Annotated in this window: 12 protein-coding genes; 3 read left to right on the top strand and 9 right to left on the bottom strand. The window is 61.7% G+C overall.

Annotated elements, in window-relative coordinates; genetic code table 11:
* Nucleotides 1-3: 3 nt before the first annotated feature.
* From JQM68_RS02470 to JQM68_RS02440, 7 genes are all read right to left on the bottom strand, one after another.
* A complete protein-coding gene (locus tag JQM68_RS02470; RefSeq protein ID WP_235221331.1) occupies nt 4-1140 on the bottom strand; it encodes a bifunctional chorismate mutase/prephenate dehydratase in 1137 nt (378 codons plus the stop codon).
* Nucleotides 1127-2218, bottom strand: coding sequence for a chorismate synthase (gene aroC / locus JQM68_RS02465; protein WP_235221330.1), 1092 nt, complete (start codon nt 2216-2218; stop codon nt 1127-1129). Before aroC ends, JQM68_RS02470 begins: the two co-directional genes overlap by 14 nt.
* Entirely contained in the window at nt 2208-3380 is a 1173-nt protein-coding gene (locus tag JQM68_RS02460) for a 3-phosphoshikimate 1-carboxyvinyltransferase (RefSeq protein ID WP_235221329.1), read from the bottom strand. Before JQM68_RS02460 ends, aroC begins: the two co-directional genes overlap by 11 nt.
* A gap of 1 nt (nt 3381) precedes the next feature.
* On the bottom strand, nt 3382-4449 hold the full coding sequence (aroB, locus tag JQM68_RS02455; RefSeq protein ID WP_235221328.1) for a 3-dehydroquinate synthase: 1068 nt from the start codon (nt 4447-4449) through the stop codon (nt 3382-3384).
* 357 nt (nt 4450-4806) lie between these two features.
* Nucleotides 4807-5643: a prephenate dehydrogenase gene (locus JQM68_RS02450; protein ID WP_235221327.1), complete on the bottom strand. Its 837-nt coding sequence runs from the start codon at nt 5641-5643 to the stop codon at nt 4807-4809.
* Between the two features lie 4 nt (nt 5644-5647).
* The gene (gene aroF / locus JQM68_RS02445; RefSeq protein ID WP_235221326.1) at nt 5648-6661 is read right to left on the bottom strand and encodes a 3-deoxy-7-phosphoheptulonate synthase; all 1014 of its coding nucleotides are present in this window, start codon (nt 6659-6661) and stop codon (nt 5648-5650) included.
* A 324-nt stretch (nt 6662-6985) separates the two neighbouring features.
* Nucleotides 6986-7534 (bottom strand): zinc dependent phospholipase C family protein, encoded by a 549-nt coding sequence (locus JQM68_RS02440; RefSeq protein WP_235221325.1) that lies wholly within the window; start codon nt 7532-7534, stop codon nt 6986-6988.
* Nucleotides 7535-7740: 206 nt separating this feature from the next.
* On the opposite strand from JQM68_RS02440, the gene JQM68_RS02435 reads away from it, so the two are divergent.
* From JQM68_RS02435 to JQM68_RS02425, 3 genes are all read left to right on the top strand, one after another.
* On the top strand, nt 7741-9075 hold the full coding sequence (locus JQM68_RS02435; protein ID WP_235221324.1) for an acetyl-CoA hydrolase/transferase family protein: 1335 nt from the start codon (nt 7741-7743) through the stop codon (nt 9073-9075).
* A gap of 132 nt (nt 9076-9207) precedes the next feature.
* Nucleotides 9208-9576 carry a CidA/LrgA family protein gene (locus tag JQM68_RS02430; RefSeq protein WP_235221323.1) on the top strand — a complete coding sequence of 123 codons (369 nt, stop codon included), beginning with the start codon at nt 9208-9210 and terminating at the stop codon, nt 9574-9576.
* Nucleotides 9573-10262 (top strand): LrgB family protein, encoded by a 690-nt coding sequence (locus JQM68_RS02425; RefSeq protein ID WP_235221322.1) that lies wholly within the window; start codon nt 9573-9575, stop codon nt 10260-10262. Before JQM68_RS02430 ends, JQM68_RS02425 begins: the two co-directional genes overlap by 4 nt.
* A 369-nt stretch (nt 10263-10631) precedes the next feature.
* Here the strand turns inward: JQM68_RS02425 and JQM68_RS02420 are convergent, their stop codons facing one another.
* A complete protein-coding gene (locus JQM68_RS02420) occupies nt 10632-12719 on the bottom strand; it encodes a glutamine synthetase III family protein (RefSeq protein WP_412758445.1) in 2088 nt (695 codons plus the stop codon).
* An 86-nt stretch (nt 12720-12805) separates the two neighbouring features.
* Nucleotides 12806-14389: an asparagine synthase B gene (gene asnB, locus JQM68_RS02415; RefSeq protein ID WP_235221320.1), complete on the bottom strand. Its 1584-nt coding sequence runs from the start codon at nt 14387-14389 to the stop codon at nt 12806-12808.
* Between the last annotated feature and the right edge of the window lie 312 nt (nt 14390-14701).

Raw genomic sequence — 14701 nt, 5'->3', positions numbered from 1 at the left:
GGCTCAGACTTCCGTGTAGCTGCCCAGGAAATTGAAGCTGGCGCAGCTGCGTTCCAGTTCCCGGAGCATGGGCAGAACGCTGGGGTCCTGAACGGAGGCCTCCAGCTCCAGGAAGAAGATGAACTCAAAATTCCGGCCGCTGACCGGGCAGGATTCCAGCTTGGTCATGTTGATGTTCAATGCGGCCAGCTTGGACAGGATCTCATACAGGGCGCCGGGCTTGTTGTCGCAGGCGATGATGAGGCTGATGCGGTTGGCGCCGGCGTAGATGACGGGGTCTTTCGCGATGCAGAAGAACCGGGTGTAGTTGTTGTCGCTGTCCTGAATGGCGTCGCTGATGCACTCCAGGCCGTACAGCGCGGCGCAGGGATGGGAGGAGATGGCGGCGGCGTGGCGGTTTCCGCTCTCGGCAACCATCTTGGCGGCCATGGCGGTGTTGTCGCAGGGGATGACCCGGACGCCGTTGAGACCGTTCAGGAACTTGCTGCACTGCCCCAGCGCCTGCTCATGGGAGTAAATTTCCGTAATATCGCTCATCTTCACGCCCGGTTTGGCCAGCAGTTCGTGGCGGATGCACAGCCGGGTGGAGCGGACAACGGAGAGGTTGTGCTCCTGCAGCAGGGTGTAAACGGCGCGGACGGAGCCATTGGAGCTGTTCTCGATGGGCAGCACGCCGAATTTGCACAGGCCGGATTCCACGGCGGAGACCACCGCCTCAAAGGTCTTGACGTACACGATGTTGCCCCGGGGCAGGATGCGGTCGCAGGCCACTTGGGAGTTGGCGCCCTCCACGCCCTGGCAGGCCACCAGGCCCGTCTGAGGGAACACGGGGCCGCCGGCGGCCAGGGATGCTTCCACCTGGGACTGGACCCGGGTGGGAGCGTTGATCAGCTCCGCCTGCCGGGAGCGGGCCAGCTCAAAGAGGGTGGAGAACAGGTGGTAGGCATACCGCTCCTTCTCGCCGGATTTTTCCGTGACCTTGGCCAGGATCTCCCGCTCTCTGGCCTTGTTCAAAATGGGCAGGTTGTGCTCGTTTTTATAGGCGGCCACCTCTTCGGACAATTCCATGCGCTGCAGGAACAGGTCCAGCAGCTGGTCGTCCACGGCGTCGATTTTTGTGCGAATTTCAGAAAGTTCCATGATGTCCCTCCAAAAGTAGATCAAGTAATACCGTCGCGGTGACGGCCTCCACCACCGGGACGGCCCGGTGGGCGATGCATGGGTCGTGGCGGCCCCGGATCACCAGCTCCGCCGGCTCTTTTGCCGACAGGCTGACGGTCCGCTGGGCCTGGGAAATGGACGGGGTGGGCTTGATGGCCACCCGCAGCGTGATGGGCATTCCGGTGGTGATGCCGCCCAGGATGCCTCCGGCGCGGTTCGTCTCCGTGACGATCTGCCCGTTTTCCACGGTGAAGGGGTCGTTGTTCTCCGAGCCGTGGAGCCGGGCGGAGCCGAAGCCCAGGCCAAACTCCACGCCCTTCACGGCGGGGATGCCGAACAGGGCCGCCGCCAGGCGGTTCTCGATACCGTCGAACATGGGGTCGCCCAGCCCGGCGGGGATGCCGACGGCGGCGCATTCAATGACGCCGCCCACGGAGTCCAGGTTCTGCCGGGCCTCCAGAATGAGGGCCTGCATCCGCTCCCCGGCCCGGTCGTCCAGCACGGGGAAAGGCTTGGCGGCCACCTCGTCAAAGAGGACGGCGGTGGGCCGCAGGGGGAAAGCGGAATCGTTTTCCGTGCCGACGGAGGACAGGTGGGCCCCCACATACACGCCCCGGCGGGCCAGAATTTGCTTGGCGATGCCGCCGGCGATGCACAGCGGAGCCGTCAGGCGGCCGGAGAAGTGGCCGCCGCCCCGCATGTCGGCCTGCCCGCCCCACTTCACCCAGGCGGTGTAGTCCGCGTGGGAGGGCCGGGGATTATCGGCAAGCTCACTGTAATCCGAGGAATGCTGGTCGCTGTTCTCAATCATGGCGCACAGCGGTGAACCGCAGGTGACACCCTTTTCTATCCCTGATAAAAAAATGGGGGCGTCCGCTTCCCGTCTCTGTGTGGACAGACGGCTCTTTCCCGGCTTCCGCCGGTCCAGGAAAGCGTTCAGAGCGTCCATGTCGATGGCTTCTCCCGCAGGGAGACCGTCAATGTTCACACCGATAGCCTTGCCGTGGGACTGGCCGAACACCGACACCCGCAGCAGCTTTCCGAATTCAGAAGACATCAAAAACACCTCCCAGCTGTTTGTAGTCCTCCCAGAAGGAGGGGTAGGATTTTCGGACCGCTTCCGCCCCCAGAATGGTCACCGGGGCGGAGGAGCGGGTGGCGGCGATGGCCGCCGCCATGACGATGCGGTGGTCGTTGGCACCGTCCACGGTGCCGCCGGAAAAGGCGGGAACGCCGCGGACGGTCAGGCTGTCCGGCCCTTCCTCCGCGTGTCCGCCCAGGGCGTTCAGCAGAGCGGCGGTGGTGGCGAGGCGGTCGCTCTCCTTGATGCGGAGCCGCGCGGCGTTCACAAAGCGGGTGGTCCCGCTCCGCACCGCCGCCATCACCGCCAGGGGCGGCAGCAGGTCGGGGCAGCCGGACACATCGATGTCCGTATCCCCGGGCTTTGCCAGCTTCCAGTAGAGGGAGGCCACCACCCGGTCCCCCTGGGTGGAATCGGCGTTCAGGCCCTGAATGGCGACCTGGTTATCCAAAAAGTTTGCGGCGTACCAGAAACCCGCCTGGGACCAGTCGCCCTCCACGGTGATGTCCCGGCCTTGGTATACCTGATTTCCGGGAATATGAAACACCGCATAGTTCTTGTTTTGCACCGAAATGCCGAACTTTTCCAGCATGTCCAGCGTCATGTCCACATATCCGCCGGACTCCAGCGGCGTAGTGATTTCTATGGTGGAGTCTCCCGGCAGCAGAGGCAGGGCGTACAGCAGGCCCGTAACGAACTGGCTGGACACATTGCCGGGAAGACGGTACACGCCGGGGGTCAGCGTGCCCCGGACGGTGAGCACGCCGTCCGTTTGCCCGTAAAAAATCCCCTTTTCGTCAAAAATATCGAAGTAAGGCTGCTGGGGCCGCTCCATCAGGCGGCCGTGCCCGGTGAACACGCCGCCACCCGCCACCGCCAGGGCGATGGGAATGAGAAAGCGGAGGGTGGAACCGGATTCGCCGCAGTCCAGGAAGGGCAGTTCGCCCTCGGGCCGGGGGTCTTTCAATGCCGCCACGCAGCGTTTCGTGGCCTGAATGTCCTGGGAGTCGCTGAGATTGGAGAGGGTGCCTGTTCCGCCTGCCAGCGCCATTGCCAGCACCGCCCGGTGGGCCATGGACTTGCTGGCGGGAGGCGTTACAGCGCCGCGCAGCTTTTGGGGGATGATGCGAATGTCCATTTCAGCCCTCCAGTCCCGCCCGGATGATAGGCAGCAGCTCCGCCACCGGGACTTTCTTCAATTCACAGACGCCGATTTTTTTCGGAATGACCAGCGTGATGTCCCCGCCTGTGCGCTTCTTGTCCGCCAGAGCAGCCTCGGCCAGAGCTTCGGCGGAGAAATCCGTGCCGGTGGGCAGGCCGTTTTTGGCAAGGCAGGCGGCGATGCGGGCGGCGACGGGCTCCTCGGTCCAGCCCAGGGCCTCGGCGCTTCGGGCGATGACGGCCAGACCCGCCGCCACGGCGTGGCCGTGGGGGATGGCGTAGCCGCTGCATTTTTCAATGGCGTGGCCCACCGTGTGGCCCAGGTTCAGCAGGCGGCGCTCGCCCTGCTCCTTTTCGTCCCGCTCCACGACCCCGGCCTTGTACCCCACGCACCGGGCGATGACCTCCTCCGGCGCGGCGGTGAGGGTGCCGTCCTCAAAGAGGGCGAACAGGCTCTCGTCATCCAGCACGCCGGTCTTGATGGCTTCAGCGGCGCCGTCGGCAAAGACCTCCGGAGGCAGGGAGCGGAGGCAGTCGGTGTCGCACAGCACGGCGGCGGGCTGCAGGAACGCTCCCGCCAGGTTTTTGCCCGCCTTCAGGTCGATGGCGGTCTTGCCGCCCACGGAGGAATCCACGGCGGAGAGAAGGGTGGTGGGCAGCTGGACGCAGCGGATGCCCCGGAGGTAGCAGGCGGCGGCAAAGCCGGCCATGTCTCCGGTAACGCCGCCGCCCAGGGCCGCGACGCAGTCCGTGCGGGTCAGCCGCTGCTTCGCCAGAAATTCCAGAATAGCGGACAGCGTGGTAAAATTCTTGCTGCCTTCCCCGGCGGGGAAGATATAAGAACAGACGGTGAACCCGGCACCCTCCAGGCTGCCGGTCACCGTCTTGAGATATAAGGGGGCCACGGTGCTGTCGGTGATGACGGCAACGCGGCAGGGGGCCAGCACCTCCCGGAGGCGCTGGCCGCAGGTATGCAGCAGCCCGCCGCCGATGGACACTTCATAGGCGGGGGCGGTATGGACTTGGATGGTCTGAATGGAGGACATAGGGTCCCTCCTTATTATAATATGGAAACAAAATTTCTGGGGGAGCCCCCACAGGAAAGGGGTCTAGGGGAAACCTTCGGTTAGCACCGTTGCGGCGTTACGATTCCCGGCTCCTGCCGGAGCCGCCAATCGTGCCGCTGCCTCGAAAGCGGCTCGCTTCTTCCGCCACAGGCGGCGCTTCGCCGCTTTCCCCCAGTTTATTCGCCAGCGGCGAATGAAGAAATTTCAATCATTTTTGTCAGGACATGTGCCTGACAGAAATACCTTGACCCGTGCGACCCTGGGGCGCACACACCAGTGACCGATGTCACTGGGGGTGGGGGAGGTCAAGGGGGAGCCTGCTCCCCCTCGAAGGCGTCAGTTCCCGCCCGCGGTGGCCTTCTTTTCCCGGCCATCCTTCAGCAGGGCGCGGAGCTTTTCCGCGTCCCGGGCCTCCAGAGCCTCCTGATATTCCGTCAGGTGGCGGATCAGCTCGCCCAGCTCCTTCGTCAGGTAGTCGGCGTCGTCCAGGAACAGCTCCGTCCACATGTCCTCGTCCAGCCGGGCCACGCGGGTCATGTCCTGGAAGCTTCCGGCGGAGAAGCCCCGGCGGCGCTGGGCCTCGGGAGACTTCACGTAGGCGCTGGAGGTGATATGGGCCAGCTGGGAGGTAAAGGCGATGATGCGGTCATGCTCCTCCGGGTCGGAGAAGGTCAGGCCGGCAAAGCCGATGTCCAGGAAAAAGCTCTTCAGCGTTTCCAGAAGCTGCATATCCGTCCGCCGGTCCGGCGTCAGGATCATGGAGGCGCCCACATACAGGTCATCGGTGGCGGCGGTAAAGCCCCCCCGTTCCTTACCGGCCATGGGATGGCCGCCGATGTAGGCGAAGCCGTGCTGCTCGGCGATGGGGCCGATGCCCTCCACCACAACGCGCTTCACACCGCACAGGTCTACCAGTATGGCGGACCGGCTGATGATGTCCGCGTTCCGCCGCACCCATTCAACGGCGGCGCCGGGACGGATGGCCACCAGGATCAGGTCACACTGGGGCAGGTTTTCATCCGTCAGCGGTGCGTCGATGGCGCCGCACATCCGGGCCATGGTCATAGTCTCGGCGTCCAGGTCAACGCCCCAGACCGTGTGGGCGGTGCGGGCCTTGGTGCTTTTTGCCATGGAGCCGCCGATGAGCCCCAGGCCGACGATACCAACCTTCATGCGCTCAGCCCTCCAGGGTCTTCATCATTTCGTGGAGCTTCAGCAGCTTTCTGGCCAGGGGATCGAACACCTCGGGCTTCAGGGACTGGGGGCCGTCGCACAGGGCATGGGCGGGGTCGTTGTGGACCTCGATCTGGAGGCCGTCGGCTCCGGTGGCCACGGCGCCCATGGCCAGGGGCTCCACCAGCCAGCTCTTGCCGGTGGCGTGGCTGGGGTCGATGATGATGGGCAGATGGGTCAGCTTTTTCAGAACGGGAATGGCCGCCAGATCCAGAGTGTTGCGGGTGTAGCTCTCAAAGGTGCGGATGCCGCGCTCGCAGAGGATGACGTTTTCGTTGCCGCCGGCCATGACGTACTCGGCGCTCATCAGCCACTCCTCATAGGTGGCGGACATACCGCGCTTGATCATCACGGGCTTGTCCTGATGGCCCACAGCCTTCAGCAGATCGAAGTTCTGCATGTTCCGGGCGCCGATCTGGATGACGTCCACATCCTTGAACAGGGGCAGCTGGCTTAGGTCCATCAGCTCGGTGACGATGGGCAGGCCGGTCTCCTGCCGGGCGATCTTCAGGTACTCGAGGCCCGTGGCGCCCAGGCCCTGGAAGGAGTAGGGGGAGGTGCGGGGCTTGAAGGCGCCGCCGCGGAGCATGGTTGCGCCGCTGGCCTTGACAGCCTTGGCGATGGCCACCACCTGTTCCTCGCTCTCCACGGAGCAGGGGCCCGCCATGATGGTCAGGTTGCCGCCGCCGATCTGGGTGTTGCCCACCTGGATGACGGTGTCCTCGGGGTGGAACTTGCGGTTGGCGTTCTTGTAAGGCTCCTGGACGCGCTTCACATCCTCTACGATGTCCAGGGCGGAGATCAGGTCGATGTCCAGCTTGGAGGTGTCTCCCACCAGACCCAGGATGGTGTGGGCTTCGCCGATGCTGGTGTGGATGGTGACGCCTTTTTCCTGGAGCCAGGCGATGAGGCTTTCCAGCTGGTCACGGTTTGGATTTTGTTTCAGAATGACGATCATAATAAGTTCCTCCTTATTTTGACGGGTATTGGTGTGAAAAAGGCCCGCAGCCGGTTGGCTGCGGGCCTTCATGTACGAACAGTTTTTGGAAAACCGACTTACACACGCACGCTTTCAGCCAAACCGAAATAAGCCTTACCATAAAAGTAGGTAAAGCTAAAGTAGCGGTATTCAGCAGTGCGGGCGGTGTTGGTCATAACAGGCGGTGCTCCTTCTGGGTTCTTTAGATGTTTAAAGCATAACACTTCGGCCGGGAAAAGGAAATTGTAAATCTATCCAAAAATAAACGGAAAAAGAACGGGGGAAATGCGCTTTCTGACGAAATCAGGCGGTGGGAACACAGCCTGCCATCAGCAATTCCGTGGCTTGCAGGATATAGCGAATATCCCGGTTCATGGTGGCGTGAGCGGCCATGTACTGTTCGTGAAGCTCCTCCAGGGCGGCGGTCAGCTCCTGGCAGCTCTTCAGCCGCCGGGGGTTTTTGTGGGCCAGGTAGCCTGCCAGATACTGGCGGAGGTCCGTCTCGTAGCGGTGGTGGTCCAGCATGGTGTCGGGGAAATTTTCGTTGTGGGGATAGGTGAAAGCATCCGCCAGATAATGGGTCAGCTTGCCCAGCGTGTAATACTGCCACATGGTCCATGCGGTGCGGCGCCGCTGCAGGCGTTCGATGTGGGCGATGATATAATCGTGGGAATTGGTGTAGTTGTGCCCGCCGAACTTCCTGGCCCGGAGGGAGCCCTTCAGGTAACTGAAAGGATTGCAGTCCGGCTGGAAAGAGCCGAACAGAAAAGCCAGCTCAAACCGTCTGGCGTCAAAGCCTTCCTGACTCCGCAGAAGGGCGGAGGCCAGAAGGGTATGGCTGCGTTTTTGCATGGCAGTTACCTCCAAAGCTCCTGAACGGCCACAGTATAACATGGGGCGTCAGGAGTTGCAAGGAAAAATTCATGGATTTTCGATATTTATAACATTTTTTCGAGATGGGTCTGGCACCGTTGCGTTTTTTTACAGAAAGGAGTATGATTTTAACATTGTACGGCAAAAGATCAAATCGTATCTGGGAGGATGTTATGCGTTCATGTATGCCGGTTCGAAAGGGACGTATGGCGGGGCACGGGAGCTGGCAGGAGCAGTACCGGGCCCTGCTGATGACGCCGGAGGAGGCAGCCGCCTGCATCCGGGACGGGGACGTGTTGGTGATGTCGGCCTCTGCCAACTGGCCTTACGCATTTGACGCGGCGCTGACCAAGCACCTGCGGGTCATAGGGGGCCGTGTGCAGGTCAACGGTCTGTTTCTGCCTCTGGACACCTCGCTGCTGGCACCGGAGAACAAGGATCTGCTGACCTTCCACAGTAACTTTTTCTCCGGAGAGCGGGTGCTGGCGTCCCAGGGAAACATTCAATTTGTGCCTACACATCTCAGCGCAACCGGAGACTGGCAGATCTCCCGGAGCCCCAGGGTGGTGGCCATCACCTGCTCCGCACCGAATGAACAGGGCTGGATGAGCCGCTCCCTGTGGGGCAGCGATGTTTCCCGCCGGGCCCTGGAGCAGGCGGAGGTAGTCATCGTGGAGATCAATGACCAGCTGCCCTTCTTTGCCAGTGACGGCGAGGCCCACATGCTGTTCCACGTATCCGAGGCGGACATACTTCTGGAGAACAGCCGTCCTGTGGCCGAGACGCCGCCGGTGCCCACGGCGGAGATCGACCGGGTCATCGCCGGCCACATCGCGGAGCTGGTGCCCGACGGCGCCTGTGTTCAGTTCGGTCTTGGAGGTCTTGCCAACGCCGTGGGCGAGTGCCTGGCCTACGCCGGGAAAAAGGACCTGGGCATCCAGACAGAGGTTATCAGCAATTGCGTGGTGGACCTGATGGAACGGGGCATCATCAACAACAGCCGCAAGCAGACCTGCCCCGGCCGCTCGGCGGGAGCTTACTTCATCGGGGACAGGCGGCTGTGGGACTTCGCCCGGGACAACCCGGCCTTCTGCCAGAAGGAGATCCAGTGGACCAACGACCCCCGGAACATCGCCCGGAATGACAGGGTGGTGTCCATCAACAACGCCATGGAGATCGACCTCACCGGCCAGGTGAACGCGGAGAGCATCGGCCCCCGCCAGTATTCCGGCACCGGCGGCCAGCTGGAGTGGGTGCTGGGCGCCCAGTGGTCCAAGGGGGGCAAGAGCATCATTGCCCTGCGCTCCAGCTACCGGGACCGGCAGGGCGTGCTTCACTCCAAGATCGTTCCCCAGCTGGCGCCCGGCAGCATCGTCACCACGCCCCGCACCTGCGTCCAGTATGTCGCCACCGAGTACGGCGTGGTGGACTTGCGCTACAAAAGCACCCTGGAGCGGGCCAGGGCCCTGATCTCCATCGCCCACCCGGATTTTCGGGAAGAATTGAAGAAATATCTTTGACAGATCTGACAAGACCCCGCCGCATTTGCGGCGGGGCCTTGCCCGATCTGCCGAAAAGTGGAAATTCGTTTGACTTCCAACGGCCAAACCCATACAATAGAAAACGGATTTTGCAAAAAGGTCGTGGTAGAGTTGAAGATTTTACTGCAGATCGGTATTGTGTTTGGCCTGTACTGGGTCAGCCAGTGCATCGAGGCGGTGCTGCCCTTTTCGTTTCCCGCCAGTGTCATCAGCCTTTTGCTGCTGCTGGCGCTGCTGGTGCTGAAAGCGGTCAAGGTGGACCATATCCGGGAAAAGGCGGACTTTCTGCTGGGGAATCTGAGCTTTTTCTTCGTCCCGGTGTCTGTCAGCATTGTGAATTACATCGATGTGATCCGGGACAACGCCGCGCCGTTTCTGGTGATCTGCGTGGTCTCCACGGTGCTGACCTTTGCTGCCGCGGCGTGGGCCGTGCGGCTGACCTGCCGCCTGCTGGAGAAGCGGAAGGGGGCGGCGGAATGAGTGAACTGGCAAGCTCTCCCTTTTTTGGCATCACGCTGACCATCGTGGCCTACTGGGTGGGTGTCAGGGCCCAGAAAAAGACGGGCCTTGTGGTCTGCAACAGCATGCTCATCACGGTGGCCCTGATCATCGCCGTCCTGACGGTGTTCCATATCCCCTATGAGGACTATTACCAGGGCGGCAGCCTCATCAATCTGTTTCTGGGGCCAGCCACGGCCTGCATGGCGGTGACGGTCTATGCCAAGATGGACCTGCTGAAAAAGTACTGGCTGCCGGTGCTGGCGGGATGTCTGGCCGGCACGGTGACGTCCATCGGCAGCATTCTGGTATTGAGCCGCCTGTTCGGTCTGGATAAGGACATGACGGCGTCCCTGCTGCCCAAATCCGTGACGACGCCCATCGCCACGGCCGTGTCGGAGGGACACGGCGGCATCGTCCCTATCACGGTGGCGGCGGTCATCGTCACCGGCATCCTGGGCAATCTGGCGGCGCCCTTCCTGGTGAAGCTGTTCCGGGTAAAGGACCCCGTGGCGGCGGGCCTGGGCATCGGCACCTGCAGCCATGCCCTGGGCACGGCCAAGGCCCTGGAGATGGGCGAGACGGAGGGCGCCATGAGCGGCCTTGCTGTCGGCATCTGCGGGATCTTTACCGCACTTCTGGCGCTGGGGTTTGATCTTATTTTGTAATACTGTTTTCCAATAAAAAGCAGATACTTTTTATTGGAAAGGCGCCGCTTAAAGCGTCACCCATCTGCGCAAAGAGCGCAGACGCCGTCTCATGCAGACTTTGTCCACTTTTCATGGAAGTCTGGTATAAGTCCGGCGGAAAACGCTGAAAAAAGAAGGGCGGCCCCGCCGCTGGGAAGCACGGCGGGGCCAAAAGAAAGAGGGGAACAGGGGAGTGTTGACCTCCCCGATTCCGGCTCGAGGCCGGACAAAATCAAAAACAAGCGCAACGGAGCTTCGGCGCTCCGTTGCGCTTGTTTTTTAAAAAGGAAGAAAATGAAAAAGAAAAAAGAAGAGGGGGTGGGGGAGCGGACTCCCCCTTGGAAAGTATCAGACGCTGAACAGCAGGTCGGAGTACACGGGGAACGGCCAGTAGTCACTGGCGGTCAGGGTCTCCAGCTTGTCGGCGGCTTCGCGGGCCTTGGTCATGTCGGCAATGATGGTGTCGTGGCAGTAGACCATAGCCTTCTTTGCGTCGGCGGGCATCTTGGCCATGTCCTTCTCCAGCTTGTCGCAGTCGGCCATCAGAGAGTCGGTCAGCTTGGCGATCTCCTTGGCGGTGGAGGTCTCGTACTTGCAGGCAACGCCCAGGGCGTCCTTGCTGGCGGCGCGCTCGCACAGGTCGGTGGCGTAGCCGGAGACGGCGGGCAGGATGTCGTGACGGATCATATCCACCATGGTGTTTGCCTCGATGGAGATGACGGTGGAGTAGTTCTCAATGTGGATCTCGGCACGGGCATTGATCTCTTCCTTGGTGTAGATGCCGTGCTTGACGAACAGGTCCACATTCTTCTTGGCGGTGTACATGGGCAGGGCGTCGGCGGTGGAGGTCAGGTTGCACAGGCCGCGCTTCTCGGCCTCCTTGATCCAGGCGTCCTCATAGCCGTTGCCGTTGAAGATGATGCGCTGATGCTCGGTGAAGGTCTTCTTGATGAGCTTGGACAGGTCGGCCTGGAAGTCCTTGGACTTCTCCAGCTCGTCGGCGAACTGCTTCAGCTCCTCGGCCATGATGGTGTTCAGGGCGATGTTGGGGCCGGAGATGGACTGGGAGGAGCCCAGCATACGGAACTCGAACTTGTTGCCGGTGAAGGCCATGGGAGAGGTACGGTTGCGGTCGGTGTTGTCCTGGGGGATGGCGGGCAGAACGTCCACGCCGATCTCCAGGTTGCGCTTGCCGGCCTCCTTGAACTCGGTGCCCTTGATGATGGACTCCACAACGCCGTTCAGCTCATCACCAAGGAAGATGGAGATGACGGCGGGAGGAGCCTCCTGGGCGCCCAGACGGTGGTCGTTGCCGGGGAAGGCGACGGTGGCCCGCAGGAAGTCCTGATACTCGTCAACGCCCTTGATGAAGGCGGCCAGGAACAGCAGGAACTGGGCGTTCTGGCTGGGGGTGGAGCCGGGCTTGAACAGGTTCTTGCCGGTGTCGGTGCCCAGGGACCAGTTGTCGTGCTTGCCGGAGCCGTTGACGCCGGCGAAGGGCTTCTCATGGAGCAGGCAGACCAGGCCGTGCTTGTCGGCCACCTTCTTCATGATCTCCATGGCCAGCTGGTTGTGGTCGCAGGCGGTGTTGGCGTCGGAGAAGATGGGGGCCATCTCATGCTGGGAGGGAGCGACCTCGTTGTGCTTGGTCTTGCTCAGCACACCCAGCTTCCACAGCTCCTCGTCCAGGTCCTTCATGTAGGCAGCGACGCGGGGCTTGATGGCGCCGAAGTAGTGATCCTCCAGCTCCTGGCCCCGGGGAGGCTTGGCGCCGAACAGGGTCCGGCCGGTCATCCGCAGGTCCTCGCGCTGGTTGTACAGCTCCTTGTCGATCAGGAAATACTCCTGCTCGGGGCCGACCTGGGCGGTGACGCGCTTGGTCTCGGTGTCGCCGAACAGCCGCAGGATGCGGATGGCCTGGCGGGAGACCTCGTCCATGGAGCGCAGCAGGGGGGTCTTCTTATCCAGCGCATGGCCGGAGTAAGAGCAGAACACGGTGGGGATGCACAGGGAGCCCTCCTTGATGAAGGCGAAGGAGGTGGGGTCCCAGGCGGTGTAGCCGCGGGCCTCGAAGGTGGCGCGGAGGCCGCCGGAGGGGAAGGAGGAGGCGTCGGGCTCGCCGCGGACCAGCTCCTTGCCGGAGAATTCCATGATGATCTTGCCGCCGCCCACGGGGGAGATGAAGCTGTCGTGCTTCTCGGCGGTGACGCCGGTCATGGGCTGGAACCAGTGGGTGAAATGGGTGGCGCCCTTTTCCACGGCCCACTGCTTCATGGCCTCGGCGATCTCATTGGCGGTGCCGATGTCCAGGGAAGTGCCCTCGGTGACGCACTTCTTCCAGGCACTGTAAGACGCGGAAGAGAGGCGTTCCTTCATGGTCTCCTCGTTAAAGACCAGGCTGCCGAACAGTTCGGGGAGCTTTTCAGGTGTACTCATACGTTTCATCCTCCTATATTTCTATATAGAATCGTATCATAAAATTGCGGGAAAACAATAGGTAATACTTCTAACTTTTTGCCGCTTTACTTGCCGCTGGCACCGTAGTTTGCCAAAACACGGGCGGAGGGGTCGTTGACGTTGCAGCCCTCCCAGGATTTGTTGGGCATCCAGAAATCCTTGATCATCGGTGCCTGGCCGGGATAATACTTCTCGAAAATTTCGCGGTACAGCAGGCTCTCCTTGGTGAAGGGCGTGCAGTAGTCGTACTTGCGGCGCAGGGTCTCGAACTCCTCGTCGGTGTATTTCTCCTCGGCGTAGGCCTTCAGGTCGTCCACCATAGAGTGGCCCACGGCGTCGGAGAAGGCGGCCTTCTGGCGCCACAGGATGTCGTCGGGCAGCAGGTGGTCCTTCTCGAAGGCGTGGCGCAGCAGGTACTTGCCCATGTCGTAGGTGTTCAGCTTCAGCTTGGGATCGATGCTCATAACGTATTTTACGAAGTCCAGGTCGCCGAAGGGAACCCGGGCCTCCAGGGAGTTGACGGAAATGCAACGGTCGGCCCGGAGCACATCGTACATGTAAAGCTCATCCACCCGCTTCTTGGCCTCGTCCTGGAAGGCCTGGGCGCTGGGGGCGAAGTCGGTGTACTTGTAGCCGAACAGCTCGTCGGAGATCTCGCCGGTCAGCAGGACGCGGACGTCGGTCTGCTCATGGATGGCCTTGCAGCACAGGTACATGCCCATGCTGGCCCGGATGGTGGTGATGTCCCACGTGCCCAGCATGGCGATGACCTCCTCCAGGGAGTCCAGCACCTGCTGGCGGGTCATGTAGACCTCGGTGTGGTCGGCGCCGATGTAGTCGGCGACTTCCCGGGCGTACTTCAGGTCGATGGCGTCCTTATCCATGCCGATAGCGAAGGTTCGGATTTTCTTTCCCAGCACGATGGCGCTGATGGCGCACACCAGGGAGGAGTCCAGGCCGCCGGAGAGCAGGAAGCCCAGGGGGGCGTCGGCGTCCAGCCGCTTGTCAACGCCGGCGATCAGCTTGTCGCGGATATGCTTGCAGGCGGTCTCCAAATCGTCGCCGGAGTAGCTGCGGACGGTGGTCAGGTCAGCGTAGCGGACGAACTTGCCGTAGGCGTAATAGTGGCCGGGAGGGAAGGGGCAGACTTCCTTGCACAGGCCGATGAGGTTCTTGGCTTCGCTGGCGAACATGATGGCGCCGTCCTTGTCGTAGCCGTAGAACAGGGGGCGGATGCCGATGGGGTCACGGGCGGCGATGAGGGAGTCGGTCATGGAATCGTAAATAATGAGGGCGAACTCGGCGTCCAGCCGGGAGAACATGGACAGGCCGTATTCCCGGAACAGGGGCAGCAGAATTTCACAGTCGCTGCCGCTTTTGAACTCGTAGCCTTTTTCAGCCAGCTGCCGCTTCAGGGGGCGGAAGCCGTAGATCTCGCCGTTGCAGACCACGTAGTCGCCGTCCAGCTCAAAGGGCTGCATACCGGCCTCCGTCAGGCCCATGATGGCCAGGCGGTGGAAGCAGAGGTAACCGGACGGGGTTTCAATGATGCGGCTCATGTCGGGGCCGCGGGAGACGGTGCGGTCAAAATAGGGACGAATTTCTTCCTTGGTGTAGGTCTTCTTGGAAAAACCCATGATGGAACACATAAAAGCACCTCCAGATAGACTTGCGCATCAACCGCCGGTTGCCCCGAAGGGGCGAGGCGTTGGCGCATAAAGTGTTTTGTTATGCTCCGCATAACAAAAAAACGCAGCTACATCCTAAAATTTTAGGACGAATAGCTGCTATCCGCGGTGCCACCTAATTTACCTCCCCTCTGACGGGGACGGTCACCTTCAAGGCTCCAACAAGCCCGTGTGATGTAACGGTCACAACTCGTCGCACTTACTAACGGAAACCCGCGTTCGGATTGCAGCTACGGAGTGTTCTTCGCGCAGATTCTTTGGTACGGGGTTTCC

Origin of the sequence: Oscillibacter valericigenes (assembly GCF_021531435.1) — a bacterium.
Classification (GTDB): Bacteria; Bacillota; Clostridia; order Oscillospirales; family Oscillospiraceae; genus Oscillibacter; species Oscillibacter valericigenes_B.
Note: the sequence above shows the minus strand (reverse complement) of the source record. Positions and strands in the feature narration are given on the sequence as shown.

Bases quoted from the DNA above. Each gene is read 5' to 3' on its own strand.
- JQM68_RS02420 (WP_412758445.1), bottom strand. From the start codon at position 12,719: ATGAGTACACCTGAAAAGCTCCCCGAACTGTTCGGCAGCCTGGTCTTT.
- aroF (WP_235221326.1), bottom strand. From the start codon at position 6,661: ATGATCGTCATTCTGAAACAAAATCCAAACCGTGACCAGCTGGAAAGC.
- JQM68_RS02435 (WP_235221324.1), top strand. From the start codon at position 7,741: ATGCCGGTTCGAAAGGGACGTATGGCGGGGCACGGGAGCTGGCAGGAG.
- JQM68_RS02425 (WP_235221322.1), top strand. From the start codon at position 9,573: ATGAGTGAACTGGCAAGCTCTCCCTTTTTTGGCATCACGCTGACCATC.
- aroB (WP_235221328.1), bottom strand. From the start codon at position 4,449: ATGTCCTCCATTCAGACCATCCAAGTCCATACCGCCCCCGCCTATGAA.
- JQM68_RS02440 (WP_235221325.1), bottom strand. From the start codon at position 7,534: ATGCAAAAACGCAGCCATACCCTTCTGGCCTCCGCCCTTCTGCGGAGT.
- aroC (WP_235221330.1), bottom strand. From the start codon at position 2,218: ATGTCTTCTGAATTCGGAAAGCTGCTGCGGGTGTCGGTGTTCGGCCAG.
- JQM68_RS02450 (WP_235221327.1), bottom strand. From the start codon at position 5,643: ATGAAGGTTGGTATCGTCGGCCTGGGGCTCATCGGCGGCTCCATGGCA.
- asnB (WP_235221320.1), bottom strand. From the start codon at position 14,389: ATGTGTTCCATCATGGGTTTTTCCAAGAAGACCTACACCAAGGAAGAA.
- JQM68_RS02460 (WP_235221329.1), bottom strand. From the start codon at position 3,380: ATGGACATTCGCATCATCCCCCAAAAGCTGCGCGGCGCTGTAACGCCT.
- JQM68_RS02470 (WP_235221331.1), bottom strand. From the start codon at position 1,140: ATGGAACTTTCTGAAATTCGCACAAAAATCGACGCCGTGGACGACCAG.